We start from the raw sequence: 17,993 nt of genomic DNA, 5'->3' as shown, positions 1-17,993 counted from the left end.
GAGTGGCGGAATGAGCCTCGCCCGAAGCGAACGACATGCCCTCGTCCGCACCATGTCCGAGGTCGGACCCGACGCGCCGACGCTCTGCGGCGACTGGACGGTCCGGGATCTCGCCGCGCACCTGCTCGTCCGCGAGCGCCGCGTGGACGCGATGCCCGGCATCGTCGTCCCGGCCCTGGCCGATCACACGGAGAAGGTGCGACGCTCCGCCACCGACCGGCAGTGGGCACACCTGCTCGCCGACGTCGATTCCGGCCCGCCGAAGTGGTCGCCGATGTTCCTGTTCGACGCCGTCGCCAACGCGGCGGAGATGTTCGTGCACCACGAGGACGTGCGCCGCGCGCAGCCCGGATGGGAGCCGCGGACGCTGTCGGCGGACGACCAGGACCAGCTCTGGCGCATCGCGCGGATGATCGGACGCAACAGCTACGGCGGATGCGACGTCACGGTGATCTTCGAGAGGTCCGGTTCCGGCGAGCGGGTCACCCTGCGCAAGCGCGGTCCGCGCACCGTCGTGCTGCGCGGCGAACCGTCCGAACTCGTACTGCACGCCTTCGGCCGCGACCAGGTGCGGCTCGAGATCGAGGGCGACGAGTCGGCGGTCACCGAACTGGCGGGATCGAAACGCGGCCTGTGAGCGGTCGCCCGGACGGCGTGTGACCAGTGCCGCCGACCGGTACCCGTGTTGCTGATGGTTCATGAGAGGTCCGTGCGGCTACCCTGGCGGATATGGCAGGAAAGTCGTCGGGCAGCCGCGGAACGTCGTCTACGACCTCTCGGTCGCGGACGGGGGCGCGGGGCTCGGGCGGCAGCACCTCCCGTGCTCGCAGCGCGGGTGCCTCCACCTCGAAGACCCGATCGACCGCGAAGACGAAGGCGTCCGGATCGACCCGGTCCACCCCTGCGCGCAAGCCGCGCGCCGCGGCCTCGACCGCGAACCGTCGCAGCGGTGGCACCGCACGTCGCGCTCCGGCCGCGAGCCGCCGCCCCGCGCCCGCCCGTCCCCGGCGCAGTTCCGGGGGGATCCTCACCGCTGTCGGCCGCACCATCGGCGCCGGCTGGATGATGACGGCCCGCGCTGTGGGAGCCACGACCCGCACGATGGGTCGCGCCACCGAGATCGAGTCCGGACACCGCCGCGACGGCATCGCGCTCGGACTGATCTCCATCGGTGTGATCATCGCCGGCACGGTGTGGTTCGGCGTCGGCGGCCCGGTGGGGGAGTGGGTCGAGACGGCCGTCCGCGCCATAACCGGCGGTGCGAGCGCGGTCCTTCCGCTTGTCGCGATCGGCGTCGCGGTAACGCTCATGCGCACCGAACCGCATCCCGAGATCCGTCCCCGGCTCGTCGTCGGCGGACTGCTCGTCGGTCTGCCCGCACTGGGCCTGTGGCACATCGCCTCCGGTTCACCCACCGACGCGGAGGGCCGCTCCGAAGGGGCCGGTTTCGTCGGTGCCGCCGTGGGCGGCCCGCTCACTTCCGGACTCACCGTCTGGCTGTCCGTGCCGCTGATGCTCCTCGCGGCGGGCTTCGGGATCCTGCTGCTCACCGGCACCACGGTGCGGGAGCTGCCCGAACTGTTCCGCGACTACTTCGGTCTCGGCTACCGCGCCGACGACGAGTACGGCGACTACGACGACCACTACGACGACGATTACGGCTACGACGAGCCGCCGATGTTCGACGCCGACGGCTACCCGATCGACGAGCCGCCCGCCCCCAAGCGGTCCCGCCGCCGGCGTACCCCGGTGGAGAACTACCCGCCCGACGAGTTCGACGGCGACGCGAAGACCGAGGTGCTCCCGCTGTGGGACGACCGCGCACCCGAACCCGAGGCGCCCGCCTCACCGCCGGCCACGCTGGAGATGCCCTCGGTCGCCGAGACCCCGGCCGCAGCGCCGGCCCCGGCTCCCGCCCGCAAGAAGCCGAAGGCCGCCCCGGTACCCGAGGTCGTCGACCAGACCTCCGAACCGGAACCGGCCGAGACGTTCGTGCGCGACCGCGAGGTCGAGGGCGACTACACGCTGCCCTCACTGGAGCTGCTCACCAAGGGCGACCCGCCCAAGACGCGGTCGGCCGCGAACGACCAGATGATCGAGGCGATCACCGAGGTCCTCGAACAGTTCAAGATCGACGCCGCGGTCACCGGCTTCACCCGTGGCCCGACCGTCACCCGCTACGAGGTCGAACTCGGCCCCGGCGTCAAGGTCGAGAAGATCACCGCGCTCGCCCGCAACATCGCGTACGCGGTGGCGACCGACAACGTCCGGTTGCTCGCACCGATCCCGGGCAAGTCCGCCGTCGGCATCGAGGTCCCCAACACCGACCGCGAACTCGTGCGGCTGTCGGACGTGCTCGCAGCACCGTCGACCCGCCGCGACCATCACCCCCTCGTCATCGGTCTCGGCAAGGACATCGAGGGCGACTTCGTCTCCGCCAACCTCGCGAAGATGCCGCACCTGCTGGTCGCCGGTTCGACCGGTTCCGGTAAGTCGAGCTTCGTCAACTCGATGCTCGTGTCGCTGCTCATCCGCGCGACACCCGACGAGGTGCGGATGATCCTCATCGACCCGAAGATGGTCGAGCTGACGCCCTACGAGGGCATCCCGCACCTGATCACGCCGATCATCACGCAGCCGAAGAAGGCCGCGGCGGCGCTGGCCTGGCTCGTCGAGGAGATGGAGCAGCGCTACCAGGACATGCAGGCCAACCGCGTGCGCCACATCGACGACTTCAACACGAAGGTGAAGTCGGGGGAGATCACCGCACCGCTCGGCAGCGAGCGCGTGTACCGGCCGTATCCGTACATCCTCGCCATCGTCGACGAGCTCGCCGACCTGATGATGACGGCCCCACGCGACGTCGAGGACGCGATCGTCCGCATCACCCAGAAGGCCCGTGCCGCCGGCATCCACCTCGTGCTCGCCACCCAGCGACCCTCTGTGGACGTCGTCACGGGTCTCATCAAGACGAACGTGCCCTCGCGACTCGCGTTCGCGACGAGTTCGCTCACCGACTCGCGTGTCATCCTCGACCAGCCCGGTGCCGAGAAGCTCATCGGTATGGGCGACGGACTGTTCCTGCCGATGGGTGCGGGCAAGCCGATCCGCCTGCAGGGTGCGTTCATCACCGACGAGGAGATTGCAGGGGTCGTCGACTTCGCCAAGAACCAGGCCGAACCCGAGTACAACGAGGGCGTCACCGCCCCGAAGGCCGGCGACAAGAAGGACGTCGACCCCGACATCGGCGACGACCTCGACGTCTTCCTGCAGGCCGTCGAACTCGTCGTCACGAGCCAGTTCGGTTCGACGTCGATGCTGCAGCGCAAGCTCCGCGTCGGCTTCGCCAAGGCCGGTCGCCTGATGGACTTGATGGAGACCCGAGGCGTGGTCGGGCCGAGCGAGGGCAGCAAGGCCCGCGAGGTGCTGGTCAAGCCCGAGGAACTCGACGGCCTGCTGTACTCGATCCGTGGCGGCGGGGATCCGGCGGAAGCGCCTGCCGCAGAGCAGTGAGACATGCCCGTTCGACCGGCGTCCCTGTTGCCTCCCGGCGGGAAGTGACGATGTGTGGCACAATCGTGGGAGCTGTGGAGGGGAGTATCCCCAGATCCGCGGCGGTCTCGTCAACACGTGCGGCGCCGATGCCGTCCCGGGGCCGTCGGTCCGGCGATAGTCCGGGCGGGAGAGACCTCCGGCAGGTACGCATACCTACCGGAAGGCCCATGTGCCCATGCACGTAAACCTGACTACCTGGTTGATCACGATCGCCGTCATCATCGGGTTGTTCGTCTTCGACTTCTTCGCCCACGTCCGCAAGCCGCACGCGCCCACACTGCGCGAATCCGGTTTCTGGTCGGCCGTCTTCATCGCCATCGCGATCCTCTTCGGCGTGATCGTCTTCGCGGTCTGGGGACCGACCTACGGCGGCGAGTACTTCGCCGGCTACATCACCGAGAAGGCGCTGTCGGTCGACAACCTCTTCGTCTTCGTCATCATCATGGCCACCTTCGCGGTGCCCCGTGAGTACCAGCAGAAGGTCCTCACCATCGGCATCGTGCTGGCGCTGGTCATGCGCGGTGCCTTCATCGCGGTCGGTGCCGCGGCGATCAACGCCTACAGTTGGGTGTTCTACCTGTTCGGCTTCTTCCTCATCTACACGGCGGTCAAGCTCATCCGCGACCACGGCGAGGACCCGCAGGCCATCTCGGAGAACCGGATGGTCAAGCTGGCCCGGAAGTTCCTGCCGGTGCACGACGAGTACGACGGCGACCGCCTCGTCACCCGCATCGACGGCAAGAAGCTCGTCACGCCGATGCTGCTCGCGCTCGTCGCGATCGGCTTCACCGACATCCTCTTCGCGCTCGACTCGATCCCCGCGATCTACGGTCTGACCAACGAGCCGTACCTGGTGTTCACCGCGAACGCCTTCGCGCTGATGGGCCTGCGCCAGCTGTTCTTCCTCATCGGCGGTCTGCTCGAGCGGTTGGTCTACCTGTCCTACGGACTGTCGATCATCCTCGCGTTCATCGGCGTGAAGCTGGTGCTCCACGCCCTGCACGAGAACACGCTCGGCTGGATCAACGGCGGCGAGCACGTCGCCGTCCCGGAGATCTCCACCGGCGTGTCCCTGATCGTGATCGTCGGAGTGCTGGCCGTGACGACGGTGGCCAGCCTGCTCAAGACGCGCGGCGAGAAGGAATCCGTCAGGAGTTGAACACGCCCATCACCGGGTTCCACCCGGTGATGCGCACGGCATCGACGAGGTCGCGCTGCGCGAACGGGTCCTGGGCCATCAGTTCGCGCGCCGCGGCCTCGTCGGCCACATCGACGAGGATGAGCGCACCCGAACCGTCGGTCCACGGGCCGGTCGCCCGCACGATGCCCTGTTCGACGAGATCGCCGAGCCATGCTCGGTGCTTCGGGCGGTGCTCGTCGCGCGCCGAGGCGGTCGCATCCGAATAGGTGTACTCGACGGCGAACAGGGCCATGCGGGCCTCGCTTTCGTGGTCTCGATCAGAGGGTGAGGAGCATCCGGGTGTTCCCGAGCGTGTTCGGTTTCACGTAGCTCAGGTCCAGGAACTCCGCGACGCCCGTATCGTACGACCGGCACATCTCCGCATAGACCTCGGCCGTCACCGGAGTCCCCTGGATCTCCGCGAAACCGTGCCGCGCAAAGAACTCCACCTCGAAGGTGAGCACGAACAGTCGTTCCAGCTCGAGCTCGCGGGCGACCTCGATGAGGCGCGCGACGATCAGGTGACCTGCACCGTGGCCCTTGACGGACGGGTCGACGGCCACGGTGCGTACCTCGCCGAGATCCGACCACAGCACGTGCAGGGCCCCGCACCCGACGACCCGACCCCCGAGTTCGGCCACCCAGAACTCCTGGACGGCCTCGTACAGGGTCACCAGATTCTTCTCGAGCAGGATCTTGCCCGCATAGATGTCGATGAGCCGCTTGATCTCGGGCACGTCGGAGGTTCGGGCGCGCCGTACGACCATTCGATCGTTCGAGTCGTGGTTCGTCGGCGGTGTCGTCATGCGGTGAACAGTAGCGCGTGCGGCTACCGATATTGTGGGGCACATGAGCACGCCCCGCCAGCATGTCACCGCGTCGGGCGGGAGCGGCGCCGCACCGGGACCGCACGCCGGGAGCCCGCACGATCCGGTGCCGTTGTGGAACATCGCCAACATCCTGACGGTGGGCCGGATCGCGTTGGTACCGGTCTTCCTGGTGCTGCTCTTCGTCGGCGACGGGCACGACACCGGGTGGAGGCTCGCGGCGACCGGAGTCTTCGCGATCGCCGCCATCACCGACCGGATCGACGGTCAACTCGCACGAAAGCACGGTCTCGTCACCGATTTCGGCAAACTCGCCGATCCCATCGCCGACAAGGCCCTCATCGGTGCCGCGCTCGTCGGGCTGTCGCTGCTCGGTGACCTGTCGTGGTGGGTCACCGGGATCATCGCGGCTCGGGAGCTGGGGATCACCGCCCTGCGGTTCGCCGTGCTCCGGCACGCCGTGATCCCGGCGAGTCGCGGCGGCAAGCTCAAGACCCTGGTGCAGACGCTCGCCATCGGTGTCTACCTGCTGCCACTGCCCGAATCGGTAGAACCGGTGGCGATCGGCCTGATGATCCTGGCGGTCGCACTGACGGTGGTGACGGGACTCGACTACGTGGTCCAGGCGATCCGGCTGCGTACCGGGGTGCGCCGGAGCGAGAGCGAGACCGCCCGTGCGGAGGACGTCCCGGGGGAGGGCGCCGCTGCCCGGGACACGCCGGGCGACGGCCGCACGGTGGGCGAGGACGCCCGGTAACCACGGGGCGGAACGTGCGGGAGCCGGCTCGGTGCGGTCGACACCGCTGTGTCGGGACTACTCGGACGTCTGCAACCGCCGTAGGCGTTGTAATGTCTGGACACCGCGGTATCGAGGTCCGATCGATCTGCGGGAACCTCGCAGCGTCGTCGTGCGTTGACGAGGTGTCGGCACGACGGACGAAGGAGGATGGGATGGCGCTGTTGTTGCGTGAGGCACTCGGTGACAGCCTTCGGCGCACCCGTGTTTCGCAGAGCCGCACCCTGCGCGAAGTCTCCAGCAGCGCCCGGGTCAGTCTCGGCTATCTCTCGGAGATCGAGCGCGGCAGGAAGGAAGCCTCGAGCGAACTGCTCGCGGCCATCTGCGATGCACTGGAGGTCCCGCTGTCCGACGTGCTGTTCGACGTGAGCGGTCTGCTGGCGGACGGCCTCGACCGTCGCACGGACATGGAGACCACCGCAGCCGACACGGCACCGGCCGAGCGGTCCGACGACGGCGCCACCGCCGAGCCCGGGTTGCTCGCGCAGGAGCCGCGCATGGTGATCCCTGCACCCGCCGCACAGGCGCTGGCAGCCGCCTAACATGGATCACGAACCGTGCCGGCCTCGCCGGATACGGTCGTAAGCGACATCGACCGGGGCGTGGTGCGTGCACGGACCCGGCCGGGGCAGGTGGGTCGTCGGGGGTAGCAGCGGACCGGCGATCTTCGAACCGGGGCGCGAGGGCCGCGTACCGGGTCGCGTTCGGCGCGGCGTACCAGATGGAGGCAGGATCACACCCATGGCTAATCCTTTCGTCAAGGGCTGGAAGTACCTGATGGCGCTTTTCAACTCGAAGATCGATGAGAAGGCCGATCCGAAGGTCCAGATTCAGCAGGCGATCGAGGACGCGCAGCGTCAGCATCAGGCACTCTCGCAGCAGGCGGCCTCCGTCATCGGTAACCAGCGTCAGCTCGAGATGAAGCTCAACCGTCAGCTGGACGAGGTCGAGAAGCTCAACGCGAGTGCCCGCCAGGCCGTCATGATGGCCGACCAGGCCACGGCGGCGGGCGACACCGAGAAGGCGATCCAGTACACGAACGCGGCCGAGGCCTTCGCGGCACAGCTCGTCACCGCCGAGCAGTCCGTCGAGGACCTCAAGGTGCTGCACGACCAGTCGCTCCAGGCCGCCGCGCAGGCCAAGAAGGCCGTCGAGCAGAACGCCATGGCGCTGCAGCAGAAGGTCGCCGAGCGCACGAAGCTGCTCAGCCAGCTCGAGCAGGCCAAGATGCAGGAGCGCGTCAGCGAGTCGCTGCGTTCGATGGATTCGACCCTCGCAGCGCCGGGCACCACTCCGAGTCTGGACGCCGTCCGCGAGAAGATCGAGCGTCGCTACGCCAACGCTCTCGGTTCGGCCGAGCTCGCCCAGAACTCGGTCCAGGGCCGCATGCTCGAGGTGCAGCAGGCCACCGTCCAGATGGCCGGCCACAGCCGACTCGAGCAGATCCGGGCGTCGATGAAGGGCGAGGCGCTTCCGGGCACTCCCGCCAACCCCGCCGTCGACACGCGCAAAGAGCCCCCGAACGCCGCCGGTACCACGGGCCGGTGATCCGCACGCCTCGGAACTGATCCACCGTGAACGCCTCCGGAGACGACCGGACCGGGAACATCCCCGGTTCGGTCGTCTCTGCGTTCCGTGACGCCACCGACAACGCGATGGAGGCCGCGCGCCGCTGGCGCGATCCCGCCGCCCGCTTGCGGCGTAAGAAACGTCGCGCGCGTCGGCGTGCCAGTTTCTTCGGCGCCGGCTCGGGCACCACGGCGATCGGCACCGCCACCCTGGCCGTCGCGTCGGCCCCCGAATGGACGCTCGTCGCGGCCGGGGGAGCGACGGCGGCTCTCGCAGTGCCCGCCGTCCTCGCCGTCCGTACGTTCCGTCGCCTCGATGCGGTGCCGCTGCCCCCACCGCCGCCGCGCCGCCGGTCGCTGCCACCGGCCGGTTCGGTCGCCCGCGCCCCGATGGAACGCCTCGCGGCGAACGAGGAGAGCCTGCGGCGCCTGCTCGGTGTGCTCGTGCGGTCGAACTCCGTGGCCCCCGACGACCTCACCGAGATCGACGACGCGGCCCGCGCAGCCGCATCCGCACTCGATGCCGTCGTCGAGGACGTCGTTGCCCTCGAATCCGCTGCGCAGGGCAGTGCAGCCGCCAAGACCCATCTGTCCGCTGCCATCGTCGACGCGGGCGAGCGTCTCGGGACGGGTGTCGACCAGTTCGAGGAACTCGTCGCCGCTGCAGCACGCCTCGCCGCGACCGCCGAGGGCAACCGGTCGCTGGCGATGCTCGACCAGCGACGCGCCGAACTGATCGCCACGTCCGACAAACTCGAGAGCTGGGCGCAGTCCTGGCGCGAGTTGGGGCAGATCGAGCAGCGTTACCGCCCCTGAGGGGTGGAACACCTCCGTCATCGACACCGCGAGCCGAACACGTCGGTCGTAGACACCTCTCAGTCGTCGACACCGCGAGCGGCGAGGGCCTCGCCCATCGCCTCCGCGGTGCGCAGGGCTCCCACCACCACCGGAACCACCAGCGCCCGCAACGAGAATCCGAGACCGCGCGCCTTGCGTGCCTCGGTCACGCGGGTGACCACGGTGCCGATCAGCGGGATCGCGCGGACGGTCATCACCAGCACGAGTCCCACCCGGTCGGGATCCACCCCGACGCGCGCGAGGGGACGGGCCGCCCGCACGATCGCGTCGAGCATGTCGGTGGTCCGCGTCGTGAGGGTCACCAGGGCGGCCAGGGCGACCGCCACGAGCAGCGACCCGCAGATCACCACCGCCCGTTCCCACCCCGCCACAAGGACCTGGAACGCTGCGATGATCGCCAGCATCCACACCAGCGGGCGCAGCTGCACAGCCGCCAGACGCGGAGGTATGCGCGCGGCCGCGTACGCGAGCACGGCCAGGGCCAGGGCGGGAAGCACCTGCCAGGGCTGTCGGATCCACAGGGTCAGCGCGAGGATCAGTGCTGCGACCCCGAGCAGCTTCGCTCCCGCCGGAAGCCGGTGCAGGACGGAGTGCCCGGGATGGTAGAGGCCGAAGGTGTTCACCCGATCAGATTCCGGTAGAACGCGAGCGCGGACGCCGGTTCGTCGTCGGCGACGATCCGCCCCGAGTCGACCACAAGCACACGATCGAAGTCCGCGAGGAGTTCGAGATTGTGGGTCACCGCGATCACCTGCTGCGGCAGGCTCGCGAAGGTGCGCGCGATGAGCTTCGTGTTGCGCAGGTCGAGCAGGGTCGTCGGTTCGTCCGCGACGAGCACCGCCGGGTCGGTCACCATGATCGCGGCGAGCGCGAGCAACTGCTTCTGGCCGCCCGAGAGCAGGTGGCTGGGGTGGTCGTGGTGCCCCGCGAGCCCGAAATCGGCGAGGACCTGCCGTACCCGGGCCTCGCGTTCCTCCTTGCCGAGTCCGCTGCGTCGCAGCGAGAAGGCGACGTCCTCGGCGACCGTCGGCATGACGATCTGATGGTCCGGGTCGGTGAAGACGAATCCGACCTTCTTGCGGATCTCCCGGCCCTTGCGCGCCGTGTCGAGGCCGTCGACGGTCACCGAGCCGGACGACGGGACGAGTAGGCCGTTGATCATGCGCGCCATCGTCGACTTGCCGCTGCCGTTCGCGCCGACGATGCCGACGCGTCGTTCGGTGAGGACCACGTCGACCCCGTCGAGGACGGTGCGGTCGCCGTAGGCGTGCCGCACCTCCCGGAATCGGATCTCGCTCATCGACGGTCGGGCGGCGTCAGTGCGCAGGATCCGCAGCGGGGCGGTGCGCGATGCGCGGTGCCGCCAGTGCGGGATAGGCGCGGTGCACCTGGGCGGCGACCGCTGCGGCGACGACCGCCTTGGCCAGATCGCCCGGCAGGAAGGTGACGTTGGCCGCGGCGGCGGCCCACACCGTGAGATCCGTGCGCAGGACCATGCCCGCGATACCGAAGGCGTAGAGGACGACGATGCCACCGAGGACGTTGACGGCCACACCGGGCAACGTGCGGTATCGCGGCAGCATCTTCATGCTCAGCCAGCCGATCACGGCGACGGCAGGGATCCAGCCGATGAGGAAGCCCACCGTGGGACCGGCCAGCGAGGTGAGGGTCGTGCGCCCGCCGGCGAGTACGGGCAGCGCCAGTCCCAGCACGATCACGGTGAGCACCGACAGGACACCCTTGCGTGCGCCGAGCAGTGCACCCGCGAGCATCACGCCCAGGGTCTGCAGCGTGATGGGCACGCCGGACGATCCGATGCTGATCTGACCGGGCAGTCCCAGGGCGATGATCAGGGCGGCGAAGACGGCGATCTGCGCGAGGTCGCGCGCGGGGATACGGCGGGACGAGGACACGATTACTCAGCCTTCTGGTATGGACGGCGAACCCGTAGAGCCTAAGCCGTACCGGCGTGCCGCGGGTCACCGACCCGTCTCCGGGTGCCCGTGGGCTACACCGGGGTGCGCCTCCGGGTGTCCCCTGATCTTTCCCTGATATCTGTGCTGACCTGCTGTTTTTCGTCGCTCGAGCTGTCAGGATCGAGGCGTACCGAGCAAACGGAGTCCGACTCGGAAGAGGTCGGCATCGAGGGTGGGAGTACCCAATGTTCTGGAAGATCGTAGGAATCGTCGCGGTGGTGTGGGTCGGTCTCGCCGTCCTCGGCGCCCTGCTCGACAACCTGTTCGGCTTTCTCGTACTCGGCGCCGTGATCTTCGGCGGATACCTGCTGTACAAGGCAGTATCGGGAGGTGACAAGCACGACCTGACACGTCTGTAGGACGAAGGGGGCAGCTGTGGAGGCGGTACCGGAGGACTGGCAGAACGCACTCGTGATCGCCGCGCACCCCGACGACATCGAATACGGTGCCGCCGCGGCCGTGGCCAGATGGACCCGGCAGGGCAAGCAGGTGCGCTACGTCCTCGCGACGAGCGGGGAGGCCGGGATCGCCGGGCTCGACCCGAAGGAGTGCGGCCCCCTGCGGGAGGCGGAGGAACGCGAATCCGCGCGGATCGTCGGCGTGGACTCGGTGGAGTTCCTCGGCCACCGCGACGGGCACATCGTCGCCGGTCTCGACCTGCGACGCGACATCGCGGCGAGCATCCGCAGACACCGACCCGACATGGTGGTGACCGGGAACTTCGGGCTCACCTGGTTCCCCGGCATCCTCAACAGCGCGGACCACCGTGCGGTCGGGCTGGCCGTGCTCGATGCCGTGGCCGACGCGGCCAACGAGTGGATCTTCCCGGAACTCGCGGAGGCCGGCCTCGAAGCCTGGCCCGGGGTGCGGTGGGTGGCGGTCAACACGACGTCTCCGACCCACGGGGTGGACGTCACCGACACGGTCGAGGTGGCGGTCGAATCGCTCTCGGCGCACCGCCGCTATCTCGAGGCCCTCGACGACAGGAGCGCCGAGGAGCAGGCCCGCGAGCAGGTGGAGCGATCGTCCGCACCGCTACCGGGCTTTCCGGCCGCTCGGGCCGCCGGATTCGAGCTGTACACCTTCGCGGGATAGGGGACGTCCCACGACGGTGCAGTGACATCTCTCCCGCGTGCACGGGATGTGGCAGGCTGTGCGCGTGCGAGTGGCGGTGGTGGCCGGGCCCGATGCGGGTCATGCGATTCCGGCGATCGCGTTGTCGCTGCGGCTCGCGGATGCCGGGCACGACGCGGTCGTCCTCACGGGCGAACGATGGCTCGGTCTCGAGCTGCCCGGTGTGACGTTCGCGGAGTTGAAGGGGCTCGCGCCCCGGCTCGGGGACGACGACGGCGACGCGGGGGCGAAGATCCACGCCCGTGCCGCCCACATCGCGAGCGAGATGCTCCCGGATCTCGGAGCCCTGCTGCCCGATCTCGTGGTGGCGGACGTGCTCACCGCCGGCGGAGGGATGGCCGCCGAGCGACTGGGGATCCCGTGGGTCGAGCTCTCGCCGCATCCGTTGTACCTGCCGTCGCGCGGGCTTCCGCCGATCGGCAGCGGTCTCGATGTGGGCACGGGTGTGCGGGGCCGGTTGAGGGACGCCGCGTTGCGTGCGATGACCGCGAGATCGCTGCGGCAGGGGGAGCGCGAGCGTTCTGCCGCACGCGTCGGGATCGGTCTGCCGGCGCGCGATCCCGGGCCCCGGGCCCGGCTGATCGCCACCCTGCCGGCACTCGAGGTGCCCCGTCCCGACTGGCCCGGGCACGCGCACGTCGTCGGTCCGCTGCTGTGGGAACCCACCGCGGAGATCCTCGATCCGCCGCCGGGTGACGGACCTGTCGTGATGGTCGCGCCGTCGACCGCGGTCACCGGCGTGACCGGGATGGTCGAGACGGTCTGCGACGCACTCGACGGGGCCGGGATGCGGGTCGCCGCGACAATGCTCGACCCCCCGCAGCAGTCGCTCCCGAGCTGGGCCGTCTCGGGTCGCGGCAGGCAGGACGTCCTGCTCCGGCAGGCCGATGTCGTCGTGTGCGGGGGTGGGCACGGGATGCTCGCCAAGACGCTGAGTGCGGGGGTTCCGGCGGTGATCGTGCCCGGGGGTGGCGACCAGTGGGAGCTGGCGAACCGCGCCGCACGGCAGGGGAGTGCGGTGGTGGTGCGTCCGCTCGACGCGGCTGCGGTCCGCTCCGCGATCGACACCGTGCTGTCGTCGCCGGACTTCGCCGCCGCGGCTCGTGCGGCCGCGGACGGTGCCGGCGACGTGGAGGATCCGGTCGCGGTGTGCGAGGCCGCGGCGGACTGACTGTCGCGGCGCACCGCGCGCGACTACCGTGGTCGGGGTGCGGTTGACGGAGTTCTACGAGGTGGTCCGGGACGAGTTCGGACAGATGCACGGCGATGCCCTGCTGCGCGATCACGTGCTGCTCTCGCTCGGTGGACGGACGGCGGCCGAGGCGATCGAGGCGGGACAGGAGCCCCGGGAGGTGTGGCGCGCGCTCTGCGACGAGTTCGACGTCCCGCCCGTGCGGCGGTAGCCGCGGAGCCGGTCGGGGCTGTTCCCGACCGGAATCGGTGCAGGAGTAGATGCCGGAATCGATTTTCTGTCCGACCGGGATGCGACCATTCCTGGCGTACACGAAGCGACCGGATTTCGAACACGTGTTCGGCTATGCTGGGAGCGCCGGGTGGGTTGTCCACAGGTGGTGATTCCATCCACAGATACGGCGTTTCCGCGGTCGCGACAGCGAACTTGTCGGTGCCGGGTTCTAACGTCGTCGACAACAAGGACGAGATTCTATTAAGGGGACCAAGATGGCAGCACAGGCTCACGACCGCGAGAAGGCGCTCGAGCTCGCCCTCGCGCAGATCGACAAGAGCTTCGGTAAGGGCTCGGTGATGCGCCTGGGCGAGGACGTCCGTCCGCCCATCGCAGTCATTCCCACCGGGTCGATCGCACTCGACGTGGCTCTCGGTATCGGCGGCCTGCCGCGCGGGCGCGTCATCGAGATCTACGGCCCGGAATCCTCGGGTAAGACGACGGTAGCCCTCCACGCGGTCGCCAACGCGCAGGCCGCCGGCGGCATCGCGGCGTTCATCGACGCCGAGCACGCCCTCGATCCGGACTACGCGCGCAAGCTCGGTGTCGACACCGACGCCCTGCTCGTGTCCCAGCCCGATACCGGTGAGCAGGCCCTCGAGATCGCCGACATGCTCATCCGCTCGGGTGCGCTCGACATCATTGTCATCGACTCGGTCGCGGCGCTCGTGCCCCGCGCCGAGATCGAGGGCGAGATGGGCGACAGCCACGTCGGTCTCCAGGCCCGCCTGATGAGCCAGGCACTGCGCAAGATGACCGGTGCGCTCAACAACTCCGGCACCACCGCGATCTTCATCAACCAGCTGCGCGAGAAGATCGGCGTGATGTTCGGCTCGCCCGAGACCACCACGGGCGGTAAGGCGCTGAAGTTCTACGCCTCCGTGCGTCTGGACGTGCGCCGGATCGAGACGCTCAAGGACGGCGGCGACGCAGTGGGCAACCGCACCCGCGTGAAGGTCGTCAAGAACAAGGTCTCGCCTCCGTTCAAGCAGGCCGAGTTCGACATCCTGTACGGCCAGGGCATCTCGAAGGAGGGCTCGCTCATCGACATGGGTGTCGATCAGGGCTTCATCCGTAAGTCCGGCTCCTGGTACACCTACGAGGGCGACCAGCTGGGGCAGGGCAAGGAGAACGCCCGCAAGTTCCTGCTCGAGAACACCGATGTGCGTGACGAGATCGAGAAGAAGATCAAGGAGAAGCTCGGCATCGGTGCCGTTCTCACCGATCCGAGTGATGTCGAGGAGCCGGTCGACTTCTAGTCACCGCCCAGACCGCACGGGGGCACGGACGCACGTCGTCCGTGCCCCCGTGGCGTATCCGCACCAGGCCGCGCTGTCGGTGGGTCCGGCTACTGTGCGCGTCATGGACGACCCCGAGGAACGACGGCCCGACGCACAGCGCGAACGACGCGGACGGCGGCGCTCGGCTCGCACCGAGCAGGAACTGCCCGGCGGCGGCACCGAAGCGCAGGCCAAGGACGTCTGTCTCCGTCTGCTGACCGATCGTGCACGCAGCCGGTCCGAGCTCGCGACGAAGCTCGAGCAGAAGGGGTTCGCGTCCGACGTCGCCGAACGTGCCCTCGACCGTCTCACCGAGGTCGGGTTGATCGACGACGCGGATTTCGCCGACCAGTGGGCACGTTCACGGCATCTGCACGCGGGGAAGGGTAAGCGCGCGATCGCACTCGAACTGCGCCGCAAGGGAATCGACGCCGACGACGCGGCGGCTGCCCTCGAACAGATCGACACCGCCGACGAACGGGAACGGGCGGTCGAACTGGTCCGCAAGAAGCTCCGCACCCAGCCGCCGCTGCCCACCGAAGGGGATCGGCGCGAGATCGCGGCCGAACGCGACAAGTTGGTGCGGCGGCTGGTCGGGATGCTGGCCCGGCGCGGCTACGCGCAGGGGATGGCGTTCGATGTCGTGCGGGAGGAACTCGCGACGTTCGGTGCCGACGCGAGCGACCTCCCGCACGACTGAGCCCGACTGCGAAACGCCTGGGCTCGACTGCGAACTTCGCAACCACAGTGCTGCTGTTACTTGCGGCCCTCGCCGCTCAGGTCCAGGCCTGGCACCGACATCGTGGGCATCGTCTGAGGCTCTTCGGCCGGCACGGCACCCTTCTTCCGCTTCCCGGATCGCAGGCGCTTCTCGAGCCAGATCGCGAACTGTGTCAGCGCACTGTTGAGGATGATCATGATCGCCGCGACCACCAGCAGCGACGGCAGGTAGTTCTGGAAGAACGCGCCGAGCTGCTGGCCGGAACGCACCACTTCGACATAGCCGATGAGGTAGCCGAGCGCGGAGTCCTTGAGCGCGATCACCATCTGCGACACGATCGCCGGGAGCATGACCGTCACGGCCTGCGGCAGCAGGATCAGCCGCATGAGCTGGTTCTTCCGCATGCCGATCGCGTAGGCGGCCTCGCTCTGACCACGCGGAAGCGACCGGATGCCCGCGCGCACGATCTCGGCGATGACCGAGCCGTTGTACAGGGTCAGGCCGGTGATGACGGCCGCGAGCGCGAGATATCCGGATTTGAAGACGCGGTACTCGGCGAACACCTGGTAGGCGAAGATCATCAGGATCAGCACCGGGACGGCGCGGAACAACTCGACGATCGCGCCGGCGATCCAGCGGACCCACCGGTGGTCGGACAGACGCGCGATACCCAGGACCGTGCCGAGCACGAGTGCCAGCACGATCGACGCGACGGCCGCGATGATCGTGCCGCGGATACCGGGCAGCAGATAGGTCGTCCAGCTGGACGATTCGACGAACGGCTCCCACTTGGCGGCCGTCAGCTGCCCGTTGGCGTCGAGCGCGCGGTAGACGATCCAGCCGACGAGGACGAGGAGCGCGACCACGACCACCGACAGGATCCGGTAGAGCGCCTTGGCGCGGGGCCCGGGTGCGTCGTAGAGAACGGTTCCGTGTGCACTCATCGGGCGACCTCGTATCGCTTGCTGAGCCGGCCGAAGAGCAGGCCGGTGGGAAGGGTGAGGATGACGAACCCGAGCGCGAAGATGCCACCGACGACGAAGATGGCCGCTTCGTTCTCGATCATCGTCTTCATCAGCAGCGAGGCCTCGGACACGCCGATGACGGAGGCGATCGTCGAGTTCTTGGTCAACGCGATGAGCACCGAACCGAGCGGGGCGATGACCGCGCGGAACGCCTGGGGGAGGACGATCAGGCGCAGATTCTGGCTGAAGGTCAGACCCAGCGAGCGGCCGGCCTCCGACTGTCCGAGCGAGACCGTGTTGATGCCCGAGCGGAGCGACTCGCACACGAAGGCCGCCGTGTAGACGCTCAGGCCGAGCACGGCGAGCCGGAAGTTGTTGTCCACCAGGAAGGTCGGCGACGACTCGGAGGCCAGCTTGATGCCGAGCGTCTGGGACAGACCGAACAGGCAGAAGATGATGATCAGGGTCAGCGGGGTGTTACGGAAGATCGTCACGTAGGCGGCGCCGACGGCACGCGCCACCGGGATGGGGGACACGCGCATCGCGGCGAGGATCGTTCCGAGGATCAGTGCACCGATCGCCGAGATGACGGTCAACTGGATCGTGGTCCAGAACGCGTCGAGTAGCTGGCTGCTGTACTTGCTCAACAGATCCACAGGTCACTCCGGGATCGAGGGGACGGGTGGGAGTCCGGAACGGTCCGGCCGGTCCGTGGGATCACGGACCGGCCGCACCGGCGGACGTGACGGGTGGTACCCGTACTCGGTGACGATCGACACTCAGTAGCGATCGACGCTCGGCTGCTCCGGGAGCTCGTAGCCCGAGGCGCCGACCGTCTCCTGGAACGCGGCCTCCCACGCACCGCTGGCGATCATCTCCTCGATCGCGTCGTTGATCGCATTGCGCGACTCGTCGTCGCCCTTGGCGAGACCGATGCCGTAGCGCTCGGTGGTGAACGGCTCACCGACGACCTTGAAGTCGCCCGGGCTCTGCGCGGCGTAGCCGGCGAGGATGATGTCGTCGGTGGTCACCGCGTCGACCGCGCCGTTGCGCAGCGCCTCGACACACAGCGAGTAGGTGTCGAACTCCTGGAGCTGGACGTCCTGCGCGTAGTTGTCCTTCACGTTCTGGGCCGGGGTCGAACCCGCCACCGAGCACAGGCGCTTGCCGCCGTTGAGCGAGTCGGGTCCGGTGATCTCGGTATCGTCCGCGCGCACGAGGAGCGACTGGCCCGCGATGAAGTACGGGCCGGCGAAGTCCACCTTTTCCTTGCGGGAATCGGTGATCGAGTAGGTCGCGACGATGTAGTCGACCTCACCGTTCTGGATGAGGGTCTCGCGCTGTGCGGACGGAGCTTCCTTGAACTCGATGTTCTCCTCGGACACACCGAGCTGACCGGCGACATACTTGGCGACCTCGACGTCGAACCCGCTGAACGAACCGTCCGGGTTGCGCAGGCCCAGGCCCGGCTGGTCGAACTTGATACCGACCGTCAGGGTGCCGTTCTCCGCGGACTGCGAGACACTGCGCGTCTCGTCGCCACCGCACGCCGTGGCGACCACTGCCACGGCGACGGCGCCGATGCCCAGGCGGATGGAGCGGGACAATTTCATCGAATACCTCCGGTGCGGTTCGGAACTACGTCCGACGGACCGGGCGGCCCGTCGG

Annotated in this window: 21 protein-coding genes; 13 read left to right on the top strand and 8 right to left on the bottom strand. The window is 68.7% G+C overall.

Annotation, left to right across the window (positions count from 1 at the left end):
- The first annotated feature begins 10 nt into the window (after positions 1-10).
- The 3 genes from ACLBYD_RS07265 (at position 11) to ACLBYD_RS07255 (ending at position 4,714) form a co-directional block, all read left to right on the top strand.
- Positions 11-637: a TIGR03085 family metal-binding protein gene (locus ACLBYD_RS07265; protein ID WP_447815914.1), complete on the top strand. Its 627-nt coding sequence runs from the start codon at positions 11-13 to the stop codon at positions 635-637.
- 92 nt (positions 638-729) lie between these two features.
- Complete coding sequence (locus ACLBYD_RS07260) at positions 730-3,513, top strand: DNA translocase FtsK (protein ID WP_447815913.1); 2,784 nt, start codon at positions 730-732, stop codon at positions 3,511-3,513.
- A 217-nt stretch (positions 3,514-3,730) separates the two neighbouring features.
- On the top strand, positions 3,731-4,714 hold the full coding sequence (locus ACLBYD_RS07255) for a TerC family protein (protein ID WP_060650944.1): 984 nt from the start codon (positions 3,731-3,733) through the stop codon (positions 4,712-4,714).
- Here ACLBYD_RS07255 and ACLBYD_RS07250 read toward each other — a convergent pair.
- Both ACLBYD_RS07250 and ACLBYD_RS07245 read right to left on the bottom strand, forming a co-directional pair.
- Entirely contained in the window at positions 4,704-4,988 is a 285-nt protein-coding gene (locus ACLBYD_RS07250; protein WP_033096530.1) for a YciI family protein, read from the bottom strand. The two genes, ACLBYD_RS07255 and ACLBYD_RS07250, sit on opposite strands and share 11 nt — an antisense overlap.
- A gap of 25 nt (positions 4,989-5,013) precedes the next feature.
- Positions 5,014-5,541 (bottom strand): amino-acid N-acetyltransferase, encoded by a 528-nt coding sequence (locus tag ACLBYD_RS07245; protein WP_447815912.1) that lies wholly within the window; start codon positions 5,539-5,541, stop codon positions 5,014-5,016.
- Between the two features lie 43 nt (positions 5,542-5,584).
- On the opposite strand from ACLBYD_RS07245, the gene pgsA reads away from it, so the two are divergent.
- The 4 genes from pgsA to pspM all read left to right on the top strand — a co-directional run bounded on the left by pgsA (position 5,585) and on the right by pspM (position 8,742).
- Entirely contained in the window at positions 5,585-6,319 is a 735-nt protein-coding gene (gene pgsA / locus ACLBYD_RS07240) for a CDP-diacylglycerol--glycerol-3-phosphate 3-phosphatidyltransferase (RefSeq protein WP_447815911.1), read from the top strand.
- A 194-nt stretch (positions 6,320-6,513) separates the two neighbouring features.
- Positions 6,514-6,900: a helix-turn-helix domain-containing protein gene (locus ACLBYD_RS07235; RefSeq protein ID WP_006551282.1), complete on the top strand. Its 387-nt coding sequence runs from the start codon at positions 6,514-6,516 to the stop codon at positions 6,898-6,900.
- A gap of 199 nt (positions 6,901-7,099) precedes the next feature.
- The gene (gene pspA, locus ACLBYD_RS07230; RefSeq protein ID WP_006551283.1) at positions 7,100-7,906 is read left to right on the top strand and encodes a phage shock protein PspA; all 807 of its coding nucleotides are present in this window, start codon (positions 7,100-7,102) and stop codon (positions 7,904-7,906) included.
- A gap of 26 nt (positions 7,907-7,932) precedes the next feature.
- Positions 7,933-8,742 (top strand): phage shock envelope stress response protein PspM, encoded by an 810-nt coding sequence (gene pspM, locus ACLBYD_RS07225; protein ID WP_081314380.1) that lies wholly within the window; start codon positions 7,933-7,935, stop codon positions 8,740-8,742.
- A gap of 59 nt (positions 8,743-8,801) precedes the next feature.
- On the opposite strand, the gene ACLBYD_RS07220 is transcribed toward pspM, so the two are convergent.
- From ACLBYD_RS07220 to ACLBYD_RS07210, 3 genes are read right to left on the bottom strand one after another with little or no spacing between them, the layout of a single operon-like run.
- Positions 8,802-9,407 (bottom strand): energy-coupling factor transporter transmembrane component T family protein, encoded by a 606-nt coding sequence (locus tag ACLBYD_RS07220; protein WP_447815910.1) that lies wholly within the window; start codon positions 9,405-9,407, stop codon positions 8,802-8,804.
- Positions 9,404-10,084: an energy-coupling factor ABC transporter ATP-binding protein gene (locus ACLBYD_RS07215; protein WP_447815909.1), complete on the bottom strand. Its 681-nt coding sequence runs from the start codon at positions 10,082-10,084 to the stop codon at positions 9,404-9,406. The genes ACLBYD_RS07220 and ACLBYD_RS07215 overlap by 4 nt, the downstream gene beginning before the upstream one ends.
- Positions 10,085-10,100: 16 nt before the next feature.
- Complete coding sequence (locus tag ACLBYD_RS07210; protein WP_060650940.1) at positions 10,101-10,697, bottom strand: biotin transporter BioY; 597 nt, start codon at positions 10,695-10,697, stop codon at positions 10,101-10,103.
- 248 nt (positions 10,698-10,945) lie between these two features.
- Between ACLBYD_RS07210 and ACLBYD_RS07205 the strand changes: the two genes are divergently transcribed.
- The 6 genes from ACLBYD_RS07205 to recX all read left to right on the top strand — a co-directional run bounded on the left by ACLBYD_RS07205 (position 10,946) and on the right by recX (position 15,339).
- Positions 10,946-11,119 carry a hypothetical protein gene (locus tag ACLBYD_RS07205; RefSeq protein ID WP_006551287.1) on the top strand — a complete coding sequence of 58 codons (174 nt, stop codon included), beginning with the start codon at positions 10,946-10,948 and terminating at the stop codon, positions 11,117-11,119.
- A 16-nt stretch (positions 11,120-11,135) separates the two neighbouring features.
- On the top strand, positions 11,136-11,855 hold the full coding sequence (locus tag ACLBYD_RS07200; RefSeq protein WP_447815908.1) for a PIG-L deacetylase family protein: 720 nt from the start codon (positions 11,136-11,138) through the stop codon (positions 11,853-11,855).
- 64 nt (positions 11,856-11,919) lie between these two features.
- The gene (locus ACLBYD_RS07195) at positions 11,920-13,065 is read left to right on the top strand and encodes a glycosyltransferase (RefSeq protein WP_447816056.1); all 1,146 of its coding nucleotides are present in this window, start codon (positions 11,920-11,922) and stop codon (positions 13,063-13,065) included.
- 37 nt (positions 13,066-13,102) lie between these two features.
- Complete coding sequence (locus ACLBYD_RS07190) at positions 13,103-13,297, top strand: DUF3046 domain-containing protein (RefSeq protein WP_006551291.1); 195 nt, start codon at positions 13,103-13,105, stop codon at positions 13,295-13,297.
- A 277-nt stretch (positions 13,298-13,574) separates the two neighbouring features.
- Positions 13,575-14,618, top strand: a complete 1,044-nt coding sequence (gene recA / locus ACLBYD_RS07185) for a recombinase RecA (RefSeq protein WP_059381245.1) — start codon at positions 13,575-13,577, stop codon at positions 14,616-14,618.
- Positions 14,619-14,721: 103 nt separating this feature from the next.
- Positions 14,722-15,339 carry a recombination regulator RecX gene (recX, locus tag ACLBYD_RS07180; protein WP_447815907.1) on the top strand — a complete coding sequence of 206 codons (618 nt, stop codon included), beginning with the start codon at positions 14,722-14,724 and terminating at the stop codon, positions 15,337-15,339.
- A 56-nt stretch (positions 15,340-15,395) separates the two neighbouring features.
- Here the strand turns inward: recX and ACLBYD_RS07175 are convergent, their stop codons facing one another.
- The 3 genes from ACLBYD_RS07175 to ACLBYD_RS07165 all read right to left on the bottom strand — a co-directional run bounded on the left by ACLBYD_RS07175 (position 15,396) and on the right by ACLBYD_RS07165 (position 17,938).
- Positions 15,396-16,304: an amino acid ABC transporter permease gene (locus tag ACLBYD_RS07175; RefSeq protein WP_060650936.1), complete on the bottom strand. Its 909-nt coding sequence runs from the start codon at positions 16,302-16,304 to the stop codon at positions 15,396-15,398.
- On the bottom strand, positions 16,301-16,981 hold the full coding sequence (locus ACLBYD_RS07170) for an amino acid ABC transporter permease (RefSeq protein ID WP_006551296.1): 681 nt from the start codon (positions 16,979-16,981) through the stop codon (positions 16,301-16,303). The genes ACLBYD_RS07175 and ACLBYD_RS07170 overlap by 4 nt, the downstream gene beginning before the upstream one ends.
- A gap of 123 nt (positions 16,982-17,104) precedes the next feature.
- Positions 17,105-17,938 (bottom strand): glutamate ABC transporter substrate-binding protein, encoded by an 834-nt coding sequence (locus ACLBYD_RS07165; protein ID WP_006551297.1) that lies wholly within the window; start codon positions 17,936-17,938, stop codon positions 17,105-17,107.
- Positions 17,939-17,993 lie beyond the last annotated feature (55 nt).

Source organism: Rhodococcus sp. C26F (genome assembly GCF_053345925.1).
This window is presented reverse-complemented; position numbering and strand designations above follow the sequence as displayed.

Excerpts from the sequence above, each read along its gene's own strand:
- pgsA (WP_447815911.1), top strand. The coding sequence starts at position 5,585 with ATGAGCACGCCCCGCCAGCATGTCACCGCGTCGGGCGGGAGCGGCGCC.
- ACLBYD_RS07165 (WP_006551297.1), bottom strand. The coding sequence starts at position 17,938 with ATGAAATTGTCCCGCTCCATCCGCCTGGGCATCGGCGCCGTCGCCGTG.
- ACLBYD_RS07215 (WP_447815909.1), bottom strand. The coding sequence starts at position 10,084 with ATGAGCGAGATCCGATTCCGGGAGGTGCGGCACGCCTACGGCGACCGC.
- ACLBYD_RS07265 (WP_447815914.1), top strand. The coding sequence starts at position 11 with ATGAGCCTCGCCCGAAGCGAACGACATGCCCTCGTCCGCACCATGTCC.
- ACLBYD_RS07175 (WP_060650936.1), bottom strand. The coding sequence starts at position 16,304 with ATGAGTGCACACGGAACCGTTCTCTACGACGCACCCGGGCCCCGCGCC.
- recA (WP_059381245.1), top strand. The coding sequence starts at position 13,575 with ATGGCAGCACAGGCTCACGACCGCGAGAAGGCGCTCGAGCTCGCCCTC.
- ACLBYD_RS07205 (WP_006551287.1), top strand. The coding sequence starts at position 10,946 with ATGTTCTGGAAGATCGTAGGAATCGTCGCGGTGGTGTGGGTCGGTCTC.
- recX (WP_447815907.1), top strand. The coding sequence starts at position 14,722 with ATGGACGACCCCGAGGAACGACGGCCCGACGCACAGCGCGAACGACGC.
- ACLBYD_RS07235 (WP_006551282.1), top strand. The coding sequence starts at position 6,514 with ATGGCGCTGTTGTTGCGTGAGGCACTCGGTGACAGCCTTCGGCGCACC.
- ACLBYD_RS07250 (WP_033096530.1), bottom strand. The coding sequence starts at position 4,988 with ATGGCCCTGTTCGCCGTCGAGTACACCTATTCGGATGCGACCGCCTCG.
- pspA (WP_006551283.1), top strand. The coding sequence starts at position 7,100 with ATGGCTAATCCTTTCGTCAAGGGCTGGAAGTACCTGATGGCGCTTTTC.
- ACLBYD_RS07260 (WP_447815913.1), top strand. The coding sequence starts at position 730 with ATGGCAGGAAAGTCGTCGGGCAGCCGCGGAACGTCGTCTACGACCTCT.
- ACLBYD_RS07245 (WP_447815912.1), bottom strand. The coding sequence starts at position 5,541 with ATGACGACACCGCCGACGAACCACGACTCGAACGATCGAATGGTCGTA.
- ACLBYD_RS07255 (WP_060650944.1), top strand. The coding sequence starts at position 3,731 with ATGCACGTAAACCTGACTACCTGGTTGATCACGATCGCCGTCATCATC.